The following is a 16,090-nucleotide window of genomic DNA, read 5'->3' as shown; positions in this document are numbered from 1 at the left end:
TCGGTTTTGCAAGGAGTAATGACATGTTGCCTGGCATGGAACTGATGGGGTGCACTGGACTTGCTGTTCCTGGCGAGGTGATGCAGCACGTTGTCCGTGTCGAGTCCTCGCGCAATCCGTATGCCATCGGCGTGGTTGGCGGGCGGTTGGTGCGTGAGCCACGGGGGTTGGCTGAAGCAGTGGCCACTGCCAAGATGCTGGAGCAGAAGGGCTACAACTTCTCCCTCGGACTAGGCCAGGTCAATCGCTACAACCTGCAAAAATACGGGCTCACCAGTTATGAGATGGCATTTGATAAATGCCCCAATCTAGTCGCTGCTTCGAGGATTCTGGCGGAGTGCCATTCGCGCTCCGGCGCCAATTGGGGCAAGTCGTTCAGCTGTTACTACTCCGGCAACTTCGAGACCGGCTTCAAGCACGGTTATGTCCAAAAGATCTATGCATCCATTCGTCAGTCGGTAGCATCCTCCTCTGGAGCCGAGCCCATTGCGGTCGTGCCGACGCGCCAGGTGCAGTTGCGGCCTGCCAACCCGTTGCGGCAAGCGGCCGCCGAACTGGCAGATGCGATCGTGTCAAGGCGTATTCAGGATTTTTCCGGTTCGGGCCACACGGCGGCTTCACCGTCGGGGCCTATGCTATCCGCACCTTCAGCACCTTACTCTCTGCCGAATCGGGCCACCCCCGTGGCTCCAGCAGCGGAGAACGAGTTGTATGTGATAAAGCCGACGGGCCAAGGGCGTGGGGTAGCGTTGCCCGCTGTCGCACCGCAAGCCTTGACGCAGACCGACCAACCCGTAACTCCCGTCTCCGTGCCGCGTGCACCACAGACGGCTTCGCAAGTAGATAGCGCATTTGTTTTTTAGGATGGAAGATCGCCAAGGATATGGCTGCTGGACCCCCTCTGTTCCCAAGGAGTTAGACATGAAGTTTGAAATTGACAAGAAGACAATGGCAGATGCCAAGATGGTTGGCACTCAGGCGCTGAAGGCACTGGTGTTCATTTCGCTGCTGATGGTGGCAGGTGGCGCAGCGGCTGATGGAAACGGTCTCGCAGACACCGATACGCGCGTCTGCGGCTTTCTGAACAACGTGACGAAGCTGCTGAACATGGGTTCGATCGCGGTGGTTACCATCGCGGTTATCGTGGCTGGTTACCAGATCGCCTTCGCACACAAGCGCATCTCCGAAGTGTCCCCCATCCTCATCGGCGGCGTTTTAATCGGTGCTGCTAGCCAGATTGCCAAGATGATCCTGCAGAACAAGGACGCGAACGCCGGGGACTGCTCGGGAGTCGGTGCCTCGCTGATGCAGATCGTTCAGCACTATGCATAAAGACGTACTCTTCCGCGGCTGCACCCGCCCTGCGATGTTCTTGGGGGTGCCTTACATCCCGTTCTTCATTGGTGCGGGCGGCGGCTTGCTGTCGGGGATGTACTTCAATCTTTGGTATCTGCTCAGTATCCCGGTCATCATTTTCGTCATGCAGCAAATGGCGAAACGAGACGAGATGATTTTCAGATTATTGGGTCTACGCTGGTTGTTCCGGATGCGCGTGCGCAATCTCCAACGCTATTCCGGGATGTGGGTTTTCACTCCTAACGAATATCGCAAGACTCCCCCGGGAAAATCGCGATGAGCAAGTGAAAATGTCAACCAACCCCATGCGCTCAATCCGCATGGGGTTGGTGTTTTAGCTGGTTCTTGGTGTGATGCTTTTCCTCTTACCTGGTAATACCCATGTTCAGTCCAGACAGTCCGATCGGCGAATTTGTTTCCATCTCGACACATGTCGCTCCGTCCGTCGTCAAGACGACAGGTGGCGACTATCTGTTGATCTGGCATCTGGCCGGCTTGCCCTTCGTTGGGCGGGACGAATTTGAACTTGAGCAGCGGCACAATACGTTCAATCGGTTGTTGCAAACCTTGCGTGCACCGGATTTCGCCAATATCGCGTTCTGGGTTCATGACGTTCGCCGTCGTCGCAAGATCGGTACCGGCGGGCGCTTCAAGCAATCGTTCAACCAGACGCTGTCCGACGAGTATTACGCGGCGCTATCCTCGCAAAAAATCATGCAGAACGAGTTGTACTTGAGCATGATCTATCGTCCTGTCGTTACCGGGCGACGTCTGGTCGAAAAGTCTGTCAATCCAGACAAGATCAGGGCTGAGGAAGAGCAGGCCATCTCCAAGATCGTCGAGTTGGCCACGAACGTTGAGGCGGTGCTGAAGGATTATTCACCTTACCGTCTTGGCATGTATGAAGCCAAGAATGGTGTCGTGTTTTCGGAGACACTGGAGTTTCTCGGCTACCTGCTCAATCGCATTGATGAGCCAGTTCCTGTACTGCAGGCGCCCGTGCCCGCCTACCTGCCTGTCAGCAAGCACATGTTTGCCAACAAGACCGGCGATTTTGTCATTCGCACCCCGGATGGCATCAATCACTTCGGCGCCATCCTCAATATCAAGGAGTACGCCGATGGAACCTATCCGGGCATTCTCAACGGTCTGAAGTATCTCGACTTCGAGTATGTCATGACGCATTCCTTCAGCCCGGTTGGGCGTCACGATGCCTTGAAGGTATTGGAACGCACCAAGGGGATGATGATTTCTTCGGGTGACAAGTCGTCCAGCCAGATCCGCGACCTGGACTTGGCGATGGATGATGTGGCCTCCGGAAACTTCGTGTTGGGCGAGTACCACTTCACCCTGGCGGTGTATGCCGATAGCCAGGAGAAGTTGGCAAGGCAGATCGCCACGACCCGCGCCGAATTGTCCAATGCCGGTTTCGTCTCGGCCAAGGAGGATCTGGCGATCGCCTCGTCGTTCTATGCGCAGCTGCCGGGTAACTGGCGCTTCCGCACGCGTATCGCCAACTTGAGTTCGCTCAACTTCCTCGGTTTGTCGCCGTTGCATAACTTTGCCCAGGGCAAACAGCACAACAACCCTTGGGGCGATTGTGTCACCACCCTGCAGACCACCAACGGCCAGCCGTATTATTTCAATTTCCACGCAACCCACCCGGCCGAGAACTCCCTGGGTGAGAAGGCGATCGGCAATACGATGGTCATCGGCAAGTCCGGTACCGGCAAGACGGCGCTGATCAACTTCCTGTTGAGCCAGGTGCAGAAGTTCGATCCGATCCCGACGATCTTCTTCTTCGACAAGGATCGCGGCGCGGAGATCTTCGTACGTGCCTGTGGCGGCAATTATCTAGCCTTGGAGAACGGCTCCCCGACCGGCTTTAACCCGTTCCAGTGCGAGCGCAATGAGGCTAATACCCAATTCCTTGCTGAGCTGATCAAGGTGCTCGGTGGCAAGGCCGAGTACAGCGCCCGCGAGGAGGAAGACATCTACCGCGCGGTGGAAGGCATGCTGGACACGCCCATGCACTTGCGCAGCATGAGCAACTTCCGCAAGAGCCTGCCCAATATGGGCGACGACGGGCTGTATGCGCGCCTGCGTCGTTGGACCGCCGGCAATTCGCTGGGCTGGGTGTTCGATAACCCGGTGGACACCATAGACCTGACGCGCGCATCGATCATCGGCTTCGACTACACCGACGTGATCGACAACGCCGAAGTGCGCGTGCCTGTGATCAACTATCTGCTGCATCGCCTGGAGGCGCTGATCGACGGGCGTCCGCTGATCTACGTGATGGACGAATTCTGGAAAATCCTCGATGGCAAGGGTGGCCTGAAGGAGTTCGCCAAGAACAAGCAGAAGACCATCCGTAAACAGAACGGCCTGGGCATCTTCGCCACGCAGAGCCCGGAAGACGCCCTAGCGAGCGACATCGCCGCAGCGCTGATCGAGCAGACCGCTACGATGGTGCTGCTGCCCAACCCCAACGCCAGTCGCGACGATTACATGGAAGGACTCAAGCTCACCGATGCCGAATACCAGGTGGTCGTCTCGCTCGATGAGCGCTCGCGCTGCTTCCTTGTCAAGCAAGGCCATGCCTCTGCGGTGTGCCAGCTCAACCTGCGTGGGATGGACGACGCACTGTCGGTCATTTCGTCCTCGACCGACAACATCGAGATCATGCATCAGATTCTGTCGCGCAAGGCCGACAAGTTAGGCGTGAGCGTTGACCAACTAACTCCGGAGCAGTGGCTGGAGGACTTCTATGCCAACCGCAAGGGTTCGGGCAAGCGCAAGTCGGTCAAGGACAAGGAAGTTGAAGATGCGTAACTCCGATATCACTCAATACATTCACTCGGCAACATATCCATCTGTGTCACAGGAGGCGAAAAACACCATGGCAACCAAGTTCAGACATTTTTCTCGCGTGTTCACGGGACTGGTGCTGCTCTGCATGGCCGGAGCCGCCAGTGCGCAGTGGGAAGTAATCGACAACAAGCTAAATACAACGACCGAAAAGATGCTTGAGAATCAGAAGGTCGGCAAGGGCGAAGGCGAAGAGTCCAGTGGCAAGGAGGTCGAAAAGCCGAAGGAGGCGCTAAAGAAGGTAGCTGACGACTTTGGTGTTTCGGGGTGTGCGTCCTCCACGTCTGGAACGCCGGTGTCCAGCGTGCAGAAGCAGGTCTGCGAGTTGACCCAGCGCACGCGCAACGCGCAATACAACTATATGGTGGCGATGAATGAGATCACCACCGAGCGGCTGAAGCGTCTGCGTAAACTGGAGAAGGATCGAGCTGGGATCAAGGATGGGCAAATTGGCTTGCTGGAAAGCAACACCAATAAGCTGCTGGCGTTGAAGGCGATGATGGATATCGACCGTCAGCAGATGGAGTCGGCTATGTTTGCCTACGACAGGCGTCTGGCCTATTTAACCGACAAGCAGACCGGTGCGGCGTTGGCAGCGATGAGTGGCACAAAGCCACCGGATCCGGAGGGCGAATCCTCCTGGTGGTCTCAGATCACCGGCGATTTGTGGAGTCTTGGCAAGACGGCCATCGCTGGCGCGGCGATGAAGGGTGCATTCGAGACCATCAAGAGCAAAGAGCCTGACGGCTACCGGCAATTGGCAATCGACAAGGATTGATGCGCACTCACTGTGGTGGAGCGTGTAGGCAATAGACTCAACTTCGGGCAATAGCTGCCCACGGCGTAGCCGTCTCAGTGGATGTGGTGACATATGAATCTCAGTGATTTCTTGACGAACATCGCCAACTACGAATTTTTTCGTCTGATCAATAAGTACCTACGCGACGAGATCGCGATTTTCCAGTGGGAATTGTTGACGCGGACGACGGCCTGGGTAGGCATGGTGGCGTTGACGGTGCTGACGCTATGGATCTTGATCCAGGGCTACCGCCTAGCGACGGGCCAATCTCGTGAAGCCGCGATGGGTCTGGTGGTCACAGCTCTGCGCGCTGCGCTGATCATCGGGTTGGCGACGAGCATGGCCAAGGGCTCGCCGCAACTTTACTGGAGCTTGACCGACGGGATCAGCGCAGCGATTACCAAGACGGTGACCGGCGACTCGGACAGCCCGTACGAGGCGATCGACAAGAACCTGATGTTGATGCAGATGGCGCTGGCTGGGTTGGATCAGATCAAGACAGGCGGCGATAAAGAAAGCGAAGACGCCAAGAACCGGGCGCGCTGGTTTACTGGTATCGGCATGGCCGGCCCCGGCGTGGTGGCAGGCTCAATGCTGCTGTTGAACAAGCTGGCGATGGCGATGGTGGTGGGGTTTGGCCCGCTGTTCATCCTGTGCCTGTTGTTCCAGGCGACCAAGTCGCTGTTCAGCAAATGGCTGCTATATGGATTAGGCACCATGTTTTCATTGTCTGTGCTGACCTTTACCGTGAGCTTGGCGACCAAGGTGGTTGGGGCGGTGGGTGTGGCGTTTCTTGCGAAGTGGGCGGTCAGCGGCGGCAATGGTGAAGGCATCAGCAGCATGGCGTTGCAGCAGGGAGGAGTGGGCTTGGTGTTGACTACCTTGATACTTACCGCACCACCGATGGCGGCAGCGTTCTTCCAAGGCACGCTGGGCCAGTTTGCCCCGTATTCGGCGATTGGCTCGCTGGGTTCGTCCGATGCGGCGTCCAATGCCAATAGGCAGGGGGCTAACGCTCAGCAGTCTTACACACCACCCACTCCAAGTCGCGAAAGTAGTTCTGCTAACAGCAATATTCAGCAGGCAAACCAAGTCGGCACACGGAACAGTAGTGGTGAGATGAATTCTCCAACGAGCAATAGCGGTGATCGTGGTCTTGCTCAGAGGTAAATCATTAAATTACGGTGGCGCTATGAAGCGATTTTTTTTACCAATCTCAATATTGCCCCTAATTGCTTTTTCCGGGGGCGTGTATGGGCAAACTCGATGCCCAATGGGTGTTCAGATGGGAAGCATTCAATGCATTCCCGACACGCCCGAAATGGGAGGTCAACAAATCCCATCTCCTAAACCAATGCCCAACGGGGAGTGGATAAAAACCTGGGGTGCAATTGTTAACTCCAAGCAAATTTCTAAGGCGTGGGCTTCAGTCGGCAAACCTACTAAGAAAAGCGCAGAGGATGATGCTTTAGATCAATGTGGCTCGGAAGGTTTTCAAGAGTGCTACGTTAGCTTTACATATATGAATCAATGTGTCGCTCTTGCATCACCAGCATCCGGGAACACGGGAAGTGGCGTCTCTTCTGCTGCTGATATCAATGTGGCTTCCAGAAATTCTTTAAATACTTGCCAAAAGAAAGGTGGGGTTAATTGTTCTGTAATATATAAAGAATGCACAGAGCCTTTCTTTAGAAAATATTGAGCTGCGTGCTAGTTAATTTAAATTTTATAATGGTGAATTACTATTTTTGCGTGAGATTTAACGCATTCCTTATGGGCGGCGGCATCGGCATGGCACTGTAGCAAGGAGGGAGGAGGATTGGTGGTGACCACACTGATCATCACGGCACCACCAATGGCCGCAGCCCCCTTCCAGGGCACGCTGGGCCAGTTCACGGCGTACTCGGCGCTGGGGCAGTTGGATCGGGCAGGTCAGTCGCCGGCAGCTGGGCGGCCTTATGAGCCGGGGGCGCCGGCTAGTAATACTGATAATCGGCGCGCCGAGGATTACAGTGGTACACCGACCGTAATGCGTAGAGATTCTGCTCCGCCTCAAGAGCAGAGTGCAGGCAATCGTGGTCTTGCGCAAAAATAAATATTTAGGTGGTTAAAATGAATCGTTTATGGTTGACTATTTTTTTTAATATATTATTAGTCGGCGTTGCTTCTGCACAAACTGCTTGCCCTGTAGGTGTCCCTCCGGGAAGTCCCCAATGTGGCCCCGATTCCGGCACATCGAGAGGTGATGCTCCCGCGCCTCCTTCGAGGCCAACAGGTGAGTGGATTAAAACATGGGGTGCAATTGCTCGTTCTAACTCTACTGGCGAAGCTGGAAGCGCTGTAGGTAAGTTTTCCGAACGTGAAGCGCAGCAAGCGGCAATTCGACAATGTGCTTTAGGAGGGGCGGGAGACTGTGAGGTCCGACTGAGCTATCAGAATCAGTGTGCTGCACTGGTATCATCCCCATCTAGAAGTTTTTATCAGTCATCTGCTACAGAAAAGATCGCTATTGGGTTGGCGGTTAAAAGCTGTGAGGGAAGTAATAGCGGTCCATGCGAAGTGGCGTATTCTGAGTGTTCCAAGCCAATATTTAGAAAGTTTTAATGGGTCTTTATGTGTTGGACTTCTCTTTAAATAGGGGTTGGATGTTCGGTTTTTCTGAGTCAGCCTATAAAAAAATTGATCTGGAAGGGTTCTTATGATGGGGCGGTCACCAGTAATAATAGTGGCGGGAGCGCTGTATTTAGCTTGCATCATCTCGATCACAGCCTGCAGTCCTGGTAACACTTCGTCCGCAGAGGCTGGCGGAGCGAAGTTATCCGCTGAAGATCAAACTGGCAAAAAGCCTGAATCCTCGCCGCAAAAGGACTTGAAAATGCCGTCTGCCGTCAATGCCAAGCTCAACGACCAAGGCGAGATAAACGCAGATATCAACGGCATTGCTATTTCAATCAAGGCGCAGCGTTGTAGCGAAGATAGTCCAGGGATCATGCTATGTAACCGTTCGCCGGTCGTGGAGGTGACATTCCCCGGAGCCAAGCCGATTGCACTGGAGCCTGAGGCATTGTACGTGGATAGTAATTCCACGTTCTATCATGGTCCGCTAGACGACACCTACAAAAAAAACCGCCACTCAATCATTCTGGCCGATATCAATGGCGATGGGTACGAAGATGTAGTGGTGTGGTCTGGAAAAGAGGGTAATTATGGTGGTCCCTCTTACAGTGTCTATCTTTTCGATGCTGCGCAGAAAAGCCTTGTTTTCAATCAGTCGCTATCCGATATTACGGTAATGGCCAACGGCTTATTCTCTGTGAAAGGAAATATGCTGACGTCTACTTCTGGTGATGGATGTTGTATCCACGTCTTCGATACCTACGAGCTTAAGAATAACGAGGTAGTGCTGATAGAGCGGTTAACCGAAGACACGAATGATCCGGCCAATCCGAAGAAAAAGATTGAGCGGCTTCAAGGCGGTGAAATGAAGGAGGTGTCCAATTAGGAAGTGATTGGTAATTGGTAGTGAGTACATGCAACGCATCTTCCGGTCGGCAATGCCGATAGATGCAACAACAAATTCTAATGACATGCACGTACGGAGAATACTATGAGCGATGGACGTGGTCGGAGCACCGAAGGCTTTGGTGTGGATCGGGAGTCTTCTGTTAGGTTGATCGTCAAAACCGCTCTTGAGAACGGTGTGACAGATCCAAAGCAAATATCGTACATGTTGGCGACGGCTCAACATGAGACGCGTAATTTTCAGGCGCCTGAAGAAGATTTCGGACGCAGCCAAGCGCGCAAGCTTGGATATAGCGGCGGCGAGGAGTTCTATGGCCGTGGTTACGTACATCTTACCCACGACTACAACTATGCGAAGTTCGATAAGTTGCTAGGCCTTAACGGTGAAATGGTCCGCAACCCGGACATGGCCAAGCAACCGGAAATCGCTGCAAAGGTTCTAGTTGTAGGTATGCGTGACGGCTTGTTTACAGGCAAGCCTCTTGATCGCTACATCGATAATGATAGCCACGACGTCTACAACGCGCGACGCGTTGTCAACGGAGTTACTCCTAGCAAACCCTGGAGCGTGAAGGCAGCCAAGGAATGCGAGGAGTATGCGGGAAATTGGGAACGTCGCGTTCCCGATTTGATAGAAAGCGTCAAGCGCGATGGTGTCGACCTCAAGCACAGCGTGACGTCTGGTTCGACATCCCATCAAGTTTCGAAGTCCAATGATGGCAAGCTCGAACAAGGCGAGCGCGGCGAACAAGTGAAGCATTTGCAGGGCCAACTTGCGCAACTCGGCGCCGTTGGCCGCGATGGCAAACCCTTGAAGCCTGATGGCGACTTTGGCGGCAACACCAAGCACGCGGTTGAGCAATTCCAGCGCGAGCACGGGTTGCAGATAGACGGCGTCGCAGGTCAGCAGACCCAGGCCGCTTTGGCTAAGGCGTTGACCCAGGCGGCACCCAAGCAACCTGAGCACACGGCCGCGCCTGCTGCGCCGGCACAGGCAGCGTCCAGCCCCTTGTTGTCTGACCTGCGCCATCCCGATAACGCGATGTACAACGGTGCAGTGAGCAAGCTCGAAGCGCTGGGGGAACGTGGCGGCTTTGCCAACCGCAAGGAACTCGAGCAGGCAGCCGGCCAAATCGTGTTCGAGTCAAAGGTCAGCGGTCTCCAACGCATCGACCATGTGGTGCCCAATAAGAGCGGCGACGGCTTCTTCGCAGTGCAGGGCGAGATGACCGACCCAGCAATGCAGCGGGTTTTTGTGGATCGCAGCCAAGCGCAGAATCAGCCGTTGGAAAACAGCAGCCGGCAAGCGGCCGAGGAAAGCCAGCGTCAGGCCACCCAGGTGCAGACCCAGGAAACTGCTTCGCGCTCGATGTCCATGTAAGTCGGGCGTATTGGTCGTTGCACTTCAGCGAGCTGGTAAATCGCCAAGGCGATCAGGAATATCCGCCTTGGCTCTATTTCCTGCGACCTGCGCGAAGAGATCGCGATCTTCCAGTGGGAATTGTTGCAGCGAACGACGGCTTGGGTGGGGATGGTGTCCCTAACAGTGTTGACGCTGTGGATCTTCATCCAGGGCTACCGCGTCGTCACCGGCCAGTCGCGCGAAGCGGCGATGGGGTTGGTGGTGACGGCACTGCGGGCGGCGCTGATCATCGGATTGGCCACTAGCATGGCCAAAGGCTCTCCGCAGTTGTACTGGACGCTGACCAACTGGATCAGCTCGGTGATCACGCAGACGGTGACGGTGACTCTGAGAGTCCTTATGAGGCGATCCGTTTATTGTGGTTGGTGAACCATTACTTGGTTGACCGTGTATATCGTTCAGCGTGCAGAACATGTCTATTTTCAGGCACGCAGACGATGCTCTCATGCCGCATACGACGCTTCATTAACTGTGTGACCTGAGCAAAAAGCCGCTGAGTCGTTACACAGGTGGCTGCTCATGAATACGTATGCACGGGCACACTCTGAGTCTATTACGCCGCTACGCTAACGCTCTTGGCTGGGTGCTCATCTCTGCGCCCACATTGGCCCGGGAGGGGCGTACATGTCGCAGACACCATGGTGGCGCGGGGCCGTCATCTATCAGATTTATCCGCGTAGTTTTCTGGATTCCAATGGCGATGGGGTGGGCGATCTGCCCGGGGTCATCGCCAAGCTCGACTACATCGCCGGGTTGGGCGTGGATGCGATCTGGATCTCGCCGTTCTTCAAGTCGCCGATGGCCGATTTCGGCTACGACATCGCGGACTATCGTGCGGTGGATCCGCTGTTCGGGACGTTGGACGACTTCGATCGGCTGCTCGACAAGGCGCATGGCCTTGGCTTGAAGGTGATGATCGACCAGGTGTTGAGCCACACCTCGATCGCGCATGCATGGTTCCAGGAGAGCCGGCAGGACCGGACCAACGCGAAGGCGGATTGGTACGTGTGGGCCGATCCGCGCGAGGACGGGACGCCACCCAACAACTGGTTGTCGCTGTTCGGTGGAGTGGCGTGGCAATGGGAGCCGCGGCGGGAGCAGTATTATCTGCACAACTTCCTGGTGGATCAGCCGGACCTCAATTTTCACAACGCCGAGGTGCAGCAGGCGACGCTGGATAACGTGCGCTTCTGGCTGGATCGTGGGGTGGATGGGTTCCGCCTGGATGCGATCAACTTCTGCTTCCACGATGCGCAGCTGCGTGACAATCCGGCCAAGCCGGCCGACAAGCGGGTGGGGCGCGGGTTCAGTGCCGACAACCCTTACGCGTATCAGTACCACTACTTCAACAACACGCAGCCGGAAAATCTAGCTTTCCTGGAGCGCTTGCGCGGACTGCTAGATCTTTATCCGAATGCAGTGAGCCTTGGCGAGATCTCGTCGGAGGACTCGCTGGCGACCACTGCCGAGTACACCGCTCATGGCCGCCTGCATATGGGCTACAGCTTCGAGCTGCTGGTGCAGGACTACAGTGCTGCTTATATCCGCGAGACGGTGAGCCGGCTCGAAGCCACGATGCTGGAAGGTTGGCCATGCTGGGCCATTTCCAATCACGACGTGGTGCGCGCGGTAACACGCTGGGGCGGGGCCGATGCGTCGCCGGCGTTCGCGCGGATGGTGGTGGCGATGCTGTGCTCGCTGCGCGGCTCGATCTGCCTGTATCAGGGCGAGGAGCTGGGCCTGGGCGAGGCGGATGTGGCGTTCGAGGATCTGCGCGATCCGTATGGCATTACCTTCTGGCCAACCTTCAAGGGTCGCGATGGCTGCCGCACGCCGATGCCATGGACGGCTGCGCCGTCGGGAGGCTTCAGCAGCGGCAAGCCGTGGTTGCCGCTGGCTGAGGAGCATCGTACGGCTGCGGTGAGCGTGCAGCAGGACGATCCGTTGTCCGTGCTCAGCGCGGTGCGGCAGTTCCTGGCTTGGCGCAAGGGCGAGCCTGCGTTGTGCGAAGGTGCGATCACGTTCTACGACACCGCCGAACCTGTGCTGATGTTCCGGCGCGAGCACGACGGCCAGGTGATGTTGCTGGCATTCAATCTGTCGGCCGATGCAGCCGAGCTTGTGCTGCCGGCTGGCGCGTGGAAGCAGGTCGATGTGCCCGGCGTGGAGCGCGGAGCCATCGAACATGGCCACCTACGCCTGACCGGGCATGCGGTGCTTTGCGCGATCGAGGGTGGTTGACGGTGTGTCGCGCCTGCTAACTGTTGGTGCGTGATTGTCTGGAACGCAGCGAGGCATTCCTTTGGGGAATGCCTCGCTTTTTTTGTAGTTGATGATTGCTTGGTTTGCCAAGCATTTATAGCGTTACGCCAGCTGTGCGGCTATTCCCTGTCGATCAGGTCCTTGCTCTGTGGATGAGGCAGGGTGTGCTGTTCTCCACGCCAGTCGGGTGTTTTGACCAGAAGGCCGAACAGGGATTGCGATTGACTGTGAGGACGTCAGCGTTTACCGGCGGCCTTGCAGCAGTGGCTTGGATTCGTGTTGGTGCAGGTAGGCGCTGATGGTGCCTGGATTGGTTCCGTTTTAGTGCTACAAGCGACTGCTATGCGCAGGGGAGTGCTGATGCGCAATGGTTGCGTGATTTCGGCCGACCCTATGTGCTTTGCAGAGGGCGATGCAAGCTTGGATTCTGAAAATTTGGAATTAAAAGAAAGCCCGCCGGCATGACGTCGGCGGGTTTTCTCCGTTCGATATTGCTGCTTCCCATGCTCAGAGAAAGGTTCGATGCCTTATGGGCAGCAGAGCCGTATCCAAGGTGACGGCGCAGGCAGTAGAAGAGCGGCGGGATTGTGCTTGGTGGATGCACGCCGTGCTTGTGCCGAACCCTCACCCCAACCCCTCTCCCGGCGGGAGAGGGGCTTTGGTGTCCCGGTGGAGAGGTCTGGCGCCGGGGTCGGGCAGCCTGGTGATACGCCGGTTATCACTTAGGTAGCGTAGCCACAGTTAGCGATGTGGCCACAGGTAACAATGTAGCTACAAGAAACGTCGTAGCCACAGATAACGATCCAGCCACAGATAACGATGTAGCCATCAGCGCCTCGCCTGCAGGTCACCTCGCGTCAGAACTTGTAGTTGACGCCCAGCACGAAGGTGCGGCCCCATTCGATGTATTCCAGCGGACGGTCCTTGGTTTCGGCATAGGTGCGGTAGGGCGAATTGCTGAGGTTGCTGGCCTGCAGCAGCACGGTCAGGCCGGCAAGATCGCTGCTGTCGTTGAAGCTGTAGCTGATCTGCGCGTCGGTGATGTTTTCGCCGACCACGTAGCGCAGCGTGCGGTTGCCGTTGAAGTTGCCGATCTCGCCGATGAAGTCCGAGCGACGGCGCTGGCTGACGCGTGCTTCGAAGCCCTTGTGCTCGTAGTAGGCGGTGAGGTTGTAGACGCGTTCGGACAGGCCGGGCAGGCTGATTTCGCCGTCACCGACGCTGGAAGCACTTTCCGGGTCGCGGATCTTGACGTCGCTGTCGTTGAAGGTGGCGCTGGCCTGGATGCCGAAACCTTCCAAGGGAGCGAAGACCAGATCCAGCGGCAGCGAAGCGGTGAGTTCGACGCCGCGCAGCGTGCCGCCCTTGCCGTTGAACGGGGCGCTGAAGGTGCCGGTGGTCAGTACTGGCGCCGAGCCCGGCGGCGGCACATAGCCGGCCACCAGCGCGGAGAAGTCGTAGTTGTCGCGGCTCTGGGTGTAGATGTAGCTCTTCAAGTCCTTGTAGAAAAAAGCGGCGGCCACGTAGGCGCGCTCGGCGAAATACTTTTCGTAGGAAAGGTCGATGGCGTTCGCGCGCCAGGGGTCCAGCATCGGGTTGCCGCCGCTGGCACCGGGGCGGCCGGTGGAGGTGTCGACGCCGAATTCCAGCGAGGCGCGCAGTTGATCCACGCGTGGGCGTGCGACCTGCTTTGCCATCGCAAAGCGCAGTGTCTGTTCGTACGGGAACTGGAAGGCCAGATTCAGGCTGGGCAGCCAGTCGCGATAGGTCTTGCCGTCGTCGATCGGGCGCACTTCGCTGCCCGCCGGCTGCGACGCGTCCCAGTAGTTGGCGCGCGAGGATTGATCTGCGCTCTGCAGCTGCACGCCGATATTACCGCGCACGCCCACATCGCCCCATTCGGTATCGAGATTGGCACGCAGCCAGGCGGTAGTGATCTTCTCTTCGACGGTCCAGGCCTTGGACACCAGGAACGAAGCATCGTCGCTGGGATTGAACAGCATGTAACGCGAGACCACAGCCGGGACGTTCCAGGCGGGCAGGGTGCCGATGCCGGCAAAGCCCAGGTTGACCGGCGCGTATTGCAGGTCCGGTGCGATGGTGGACTCACCCTGCGCGCCAAGGGTGATGTTGCCTTCCGGCTGGGTTTTCTGTTTTTCGCGATTGGCGTAGTTGACGCCGACATCCAGGTCCGAGAACCAGCTCAGCGCTTCGGGCATCGGGAAGCTGGCCTGCAGGCGTGCGCCCTTGAGCACATCTTCCACGCTCGGCACCTTGCCGTAGCCGGAGCCGTAGATGGTGTTGGTGAGAAACAGCTGATCGGGATTGGAGTAATCCATTCCCGGCGCCAGCTGGGAGAAACCGTTGCCGACAACCGATACGCCGACGGTATCCAGCTGCGGCATCGGTGCGCGCTGGAGATTGTTTTCCAGGTTCAGTTCGTCGCGCGTGGCCTTGGAGTAATTGAGATCGGCAGTGATCTTGACCGCACCGGCAGTGATTTCGTTGTTCCAGCCGAACGCATCGATGGTGTCTTCGCGCTTGTTGTACATGCCGCGCACCAGCGGATAGACGCCACTGGCGTCGCCGCCGGTAAAGCTGTTGCTGTCGTTGACGCGCACGTTGCTGATGTTCAGGCCCGGCGTGTAGCCACCGTTGTAGTTGCTCAGGTTGAGCTCGAACTGGTTGGCGGTGTCGATCTGCTCGGCCTTGGTGTGGAAGGCGTCGAGCGTGCTGGTCCAGGCATTGGACGGGCGGTATTGCAAGGTGGCCATGACGCCGTCGCGCTTCTGGTTGCCGGTGCGGCGCAATGCCTTGATGCCGTCGGAGAAATACACGCCGTCGGTCACGCCGGGGCGCGGGCGCTGTGCGTTGACCGGCTGCCATGGTTCGTACAGGCCGACCTGATTTTCCTGGATCGGCATGTCGGTGTGTGCGTAGCCGATGGTCAGGCCGATGGTGCGGTCGGCGAACTGGTCGATGTAGCTGACATTGAAGCGATTGCCGTACGGATCGACATTGGCGGCCTTGCCCAGCGAATTGCGCTGGTAACGACCACCGATGGCGATCACCCGCTCGTTGTAGCTGAGCGGGCGTGCGGTCTGCATGTCGACGGTGCCGGACAGGCCCTGGCCGACCAGGCCGGCGTCGGGCGTCTTGTAGACGGTGACGCCGCTGACAAGTTCGGACGGGTACTGGTCGAATTCCACGCTGCGGTTATCGCCGGTGCTGACCACTTCGCGGCCGTTGAGCAGGGTGGTGGAGAAGTCCGGCGACAGCCCGCGCACGCTGATGACCTGTGCGCGACCGGCCACACGTTGCGCTGCCAGGCCAGGCAGGCGTGCGAGCGACTCGGCGATGCTGACGTCGGGCAGCCGGCCGATATCTTCGGCCGAAATGGCTTCCACGATCGAGGTCGAATCCCGCTTGACCGAGATGGCACCTTCGATCGCGCGGCGCAGGCCGGTGACCTGGACCTTGTCCAAGTCGGTCACCCCGCCGGCGGTTTGTTCGGTGTCGGTTGCTTGCGCCGGCGTTGCCGATTGCGCGGCAGCCAACGTCGGTGCCATGGCAACGGCCAGGGCGATACTCAGCGCAGAGCGCTTGTGCTTCAACATTTTCCCCTCCCAGGTACATGTTGTTCTTTGATTTTTCGATCCGGCAGACGCCTGGATGCATTGCATCGCGCGCCATTACGGACATCACGACTGCGACGTATGGTAGACACGGCACCTGGGTGCAAACGGGCACTGCATACGTATTCAACCCGGCTGATGGCGCTGGAATCGATTCCATGCAGGCTTCGCTGCAGCGCGGTAGACCCCTGGCCTGTCGTGAGGCAACGCCAATGCGCAATC

12 protein-coding genes and 2 pseudogenes are annotated in these 16,090 nt (G+C 57.3%); 13 read left to right on the top strand and 1 reads right to left on the bottom strand.

What is annotated here, in order from left to right:
- Positions 1–35: 35 nt before the first annotated feature.
- The 13 genes and pseudogenes from KHN93_RS13010 to KHN93_RS12955 all read left to right on the top strand — a co-directional run bounded on the left by KHN93_RS13010 (position 36) and on the right by KHN93_RS12955 (position 12,212).
- Positions 36–863, top strand: a complete 828-nt coding sequence (locus tag KHN93_RS13010; protein ID WP_181141839.1) for a lytic transglycosylase domain-containing protein — start codon at positions 36–38, stop codon at positions 861–863.
- Between the two features lie 58 nt (positions 864–921).
- Positions 922–1,332 carry a TrbC/VirB2 family protein gene (locus KHN93_RS13005; protein ID WP_065046828.1) on the top strand — a complete coding sequence of 137 codons (411 nt, stop codon included), beginning with the start codon at positions 922–924 and terminating at the stop codon, positions 1,330–1,332.
- The gene (locus tag KHN93_RS13000) at positions 1,325–1,636 is read left to right on the top strand and encodes a VirB3 family type IV secretion system protein (protein WP_016901062.1); all 312 of its coding nucleotides are present in this window, start codon (positions 1,325–1,327) and stop codon (positions 1,634–1,636) included. Before KHN93_RS13005 ends, KHN93_RS13000 begins: the two co-directional genes overlap by 8 nt.
- A 101-nt stretch (positions 1,637–1,737) precedes the next feature.
- Positions 1,738–4,191: a VirB4 family type IV secretion/conjugal transfer ATPase gene (locus tag KHN93_RS12995; RefSeq protein WP_211920323.1), complete on the top strand. Its 2,454-nt coding sequence runs from the start codon at positions 1,738–1,740 to the stop codon at positions 4,189–4,191.
- Complete coding sequence (locus KHN93_RS12990; RefSeq protein WP_244812120.1) at positions 4,184–5,005, top strand: hypothetical protein; 822 nt, start codon at positions 4,184–4,186, stop codon at positions 5,003–5,005. The genes KHN93_RS12995 and KHN93_RS12990 overlap by 8 nt, the downstream gene beginning before the upstream one ends.
- Before the next feature lie 93 nt (positions 5,006–5,098).
- Complete coding sequence (locus KHN93_RS12985; protein ID WP_211920321.1) at positions 5,099–6,196, top strand: TrbL/VirB6 family protein; 1,098 nt, start codon at positions 5,099–5,101, stop codon at positions 6,194–6,196.
- Positions 6,171–6,728, top strand: coding sequence for a DUF4189 domain-containing protein (locus KHN93_RS12980; protein ID WP_244812119.1), 558 nt, complete (start codon positions 6,171–6,173; stop codon positions 6,726–6,728). Before KHN93_RS12985 ends, KHN93_RS12980 begins: the two co-directional genes overlap by 26 nt.
- Before the next feature lie 102 nt (positions 6,729–6,830).
- A pseudogene (locus tag KHN93_RS21785) lies at positions 6,831–7,011 on the top strand (type IV secretion system protein); the annotation flags it as partial.
- A 127-nt stretch (positions 7,012–7,138) separates the two neighbouring features.
- Positions 7,139–7,630, top strand: a complete 492-nt coding sequence (locus KHN93_RS12975; protein ID WP_211920319.1) for a DUF4189 domain-containing protein — start codon at positions 7,139–7,141, stop codon at positions 7,628–7,630.
- Positions 7,631–7,751: 121 nt separating this feature from the next.
- A complete protein-coding gene (locus KHN93_RS12970; RefSeq protein WP_244812118.1) occupies positions 7,752–8,528 on the top strand; it encodes an FG-GAP repeat protein in 777 nt (258 codons plus the stop codon).
- Positions 8,529–8,633: 105 nt separating this feature from the next.
- Positions 8,634–9,929, top strand: a complete 1,296-nt coding sequence (locus KHN93_RS12965; protein ID WP_211920317.1) for a peptidoglycan-binding protein — start codon at positions 8,634–8,636, stop codon at positions 9,927–9,929.
- 39 nt (positions 9,930–9,968) lie between these two features.
- Positions 9,969–10,321, top strand: a pseudogene (locus tag KHN93_RS12960) (type IV secretion system protein); the annotation flags it as partial.
- A gap of 274 nt (positions 10,322–10,595) precedes the next feature.
- The gene (locus KHN93_RS12955) at positions 10,596–12,212 is read left to right on the top strand and encodes an alpha-glucosidase family protein (protein ID WP_211920315.1); all 1,617 of its coding nucleotides are present in this window, start codon (positions 10,596–10,598) and stop codon (positions 12,210–12,212) included.
- Positions 12,213–13,090: 878 nt separating this feature from the next.
- On the opposite strand, the gene KHN93_RS12950 is transcribed toward KHN93_RS12955, so the two are convergent.
- Positions 13,091–15,850 carry a TonB-dependent receptor gene (locus KHN93_RS12950; protein WP_211920313.1) on the bottom strand — a complete coding sequence of 920 codons (2,760 nt, stop codon included), beginning with the start codon at positions 15,848–15,850 and terminating at the stop codon, positions 13,091–13,093.
- Positions 15,851–16,090 lie beyond the last annotated feature (240 nt).

The sequence above is a fragment of the Xanthomonas arboricola pv. juglandis genome, assembly GCF_905367715.1.
GTDB lineage: Bacteria > Pseudomonadota > Gammaproteobacteria > Xanthomonadales > Xanthomonadaceae > Xanthomonas > Xanthomonas arboricola.
This window is presented reverse-complemented; position numbering and strand designations above follow the sequence as displayed.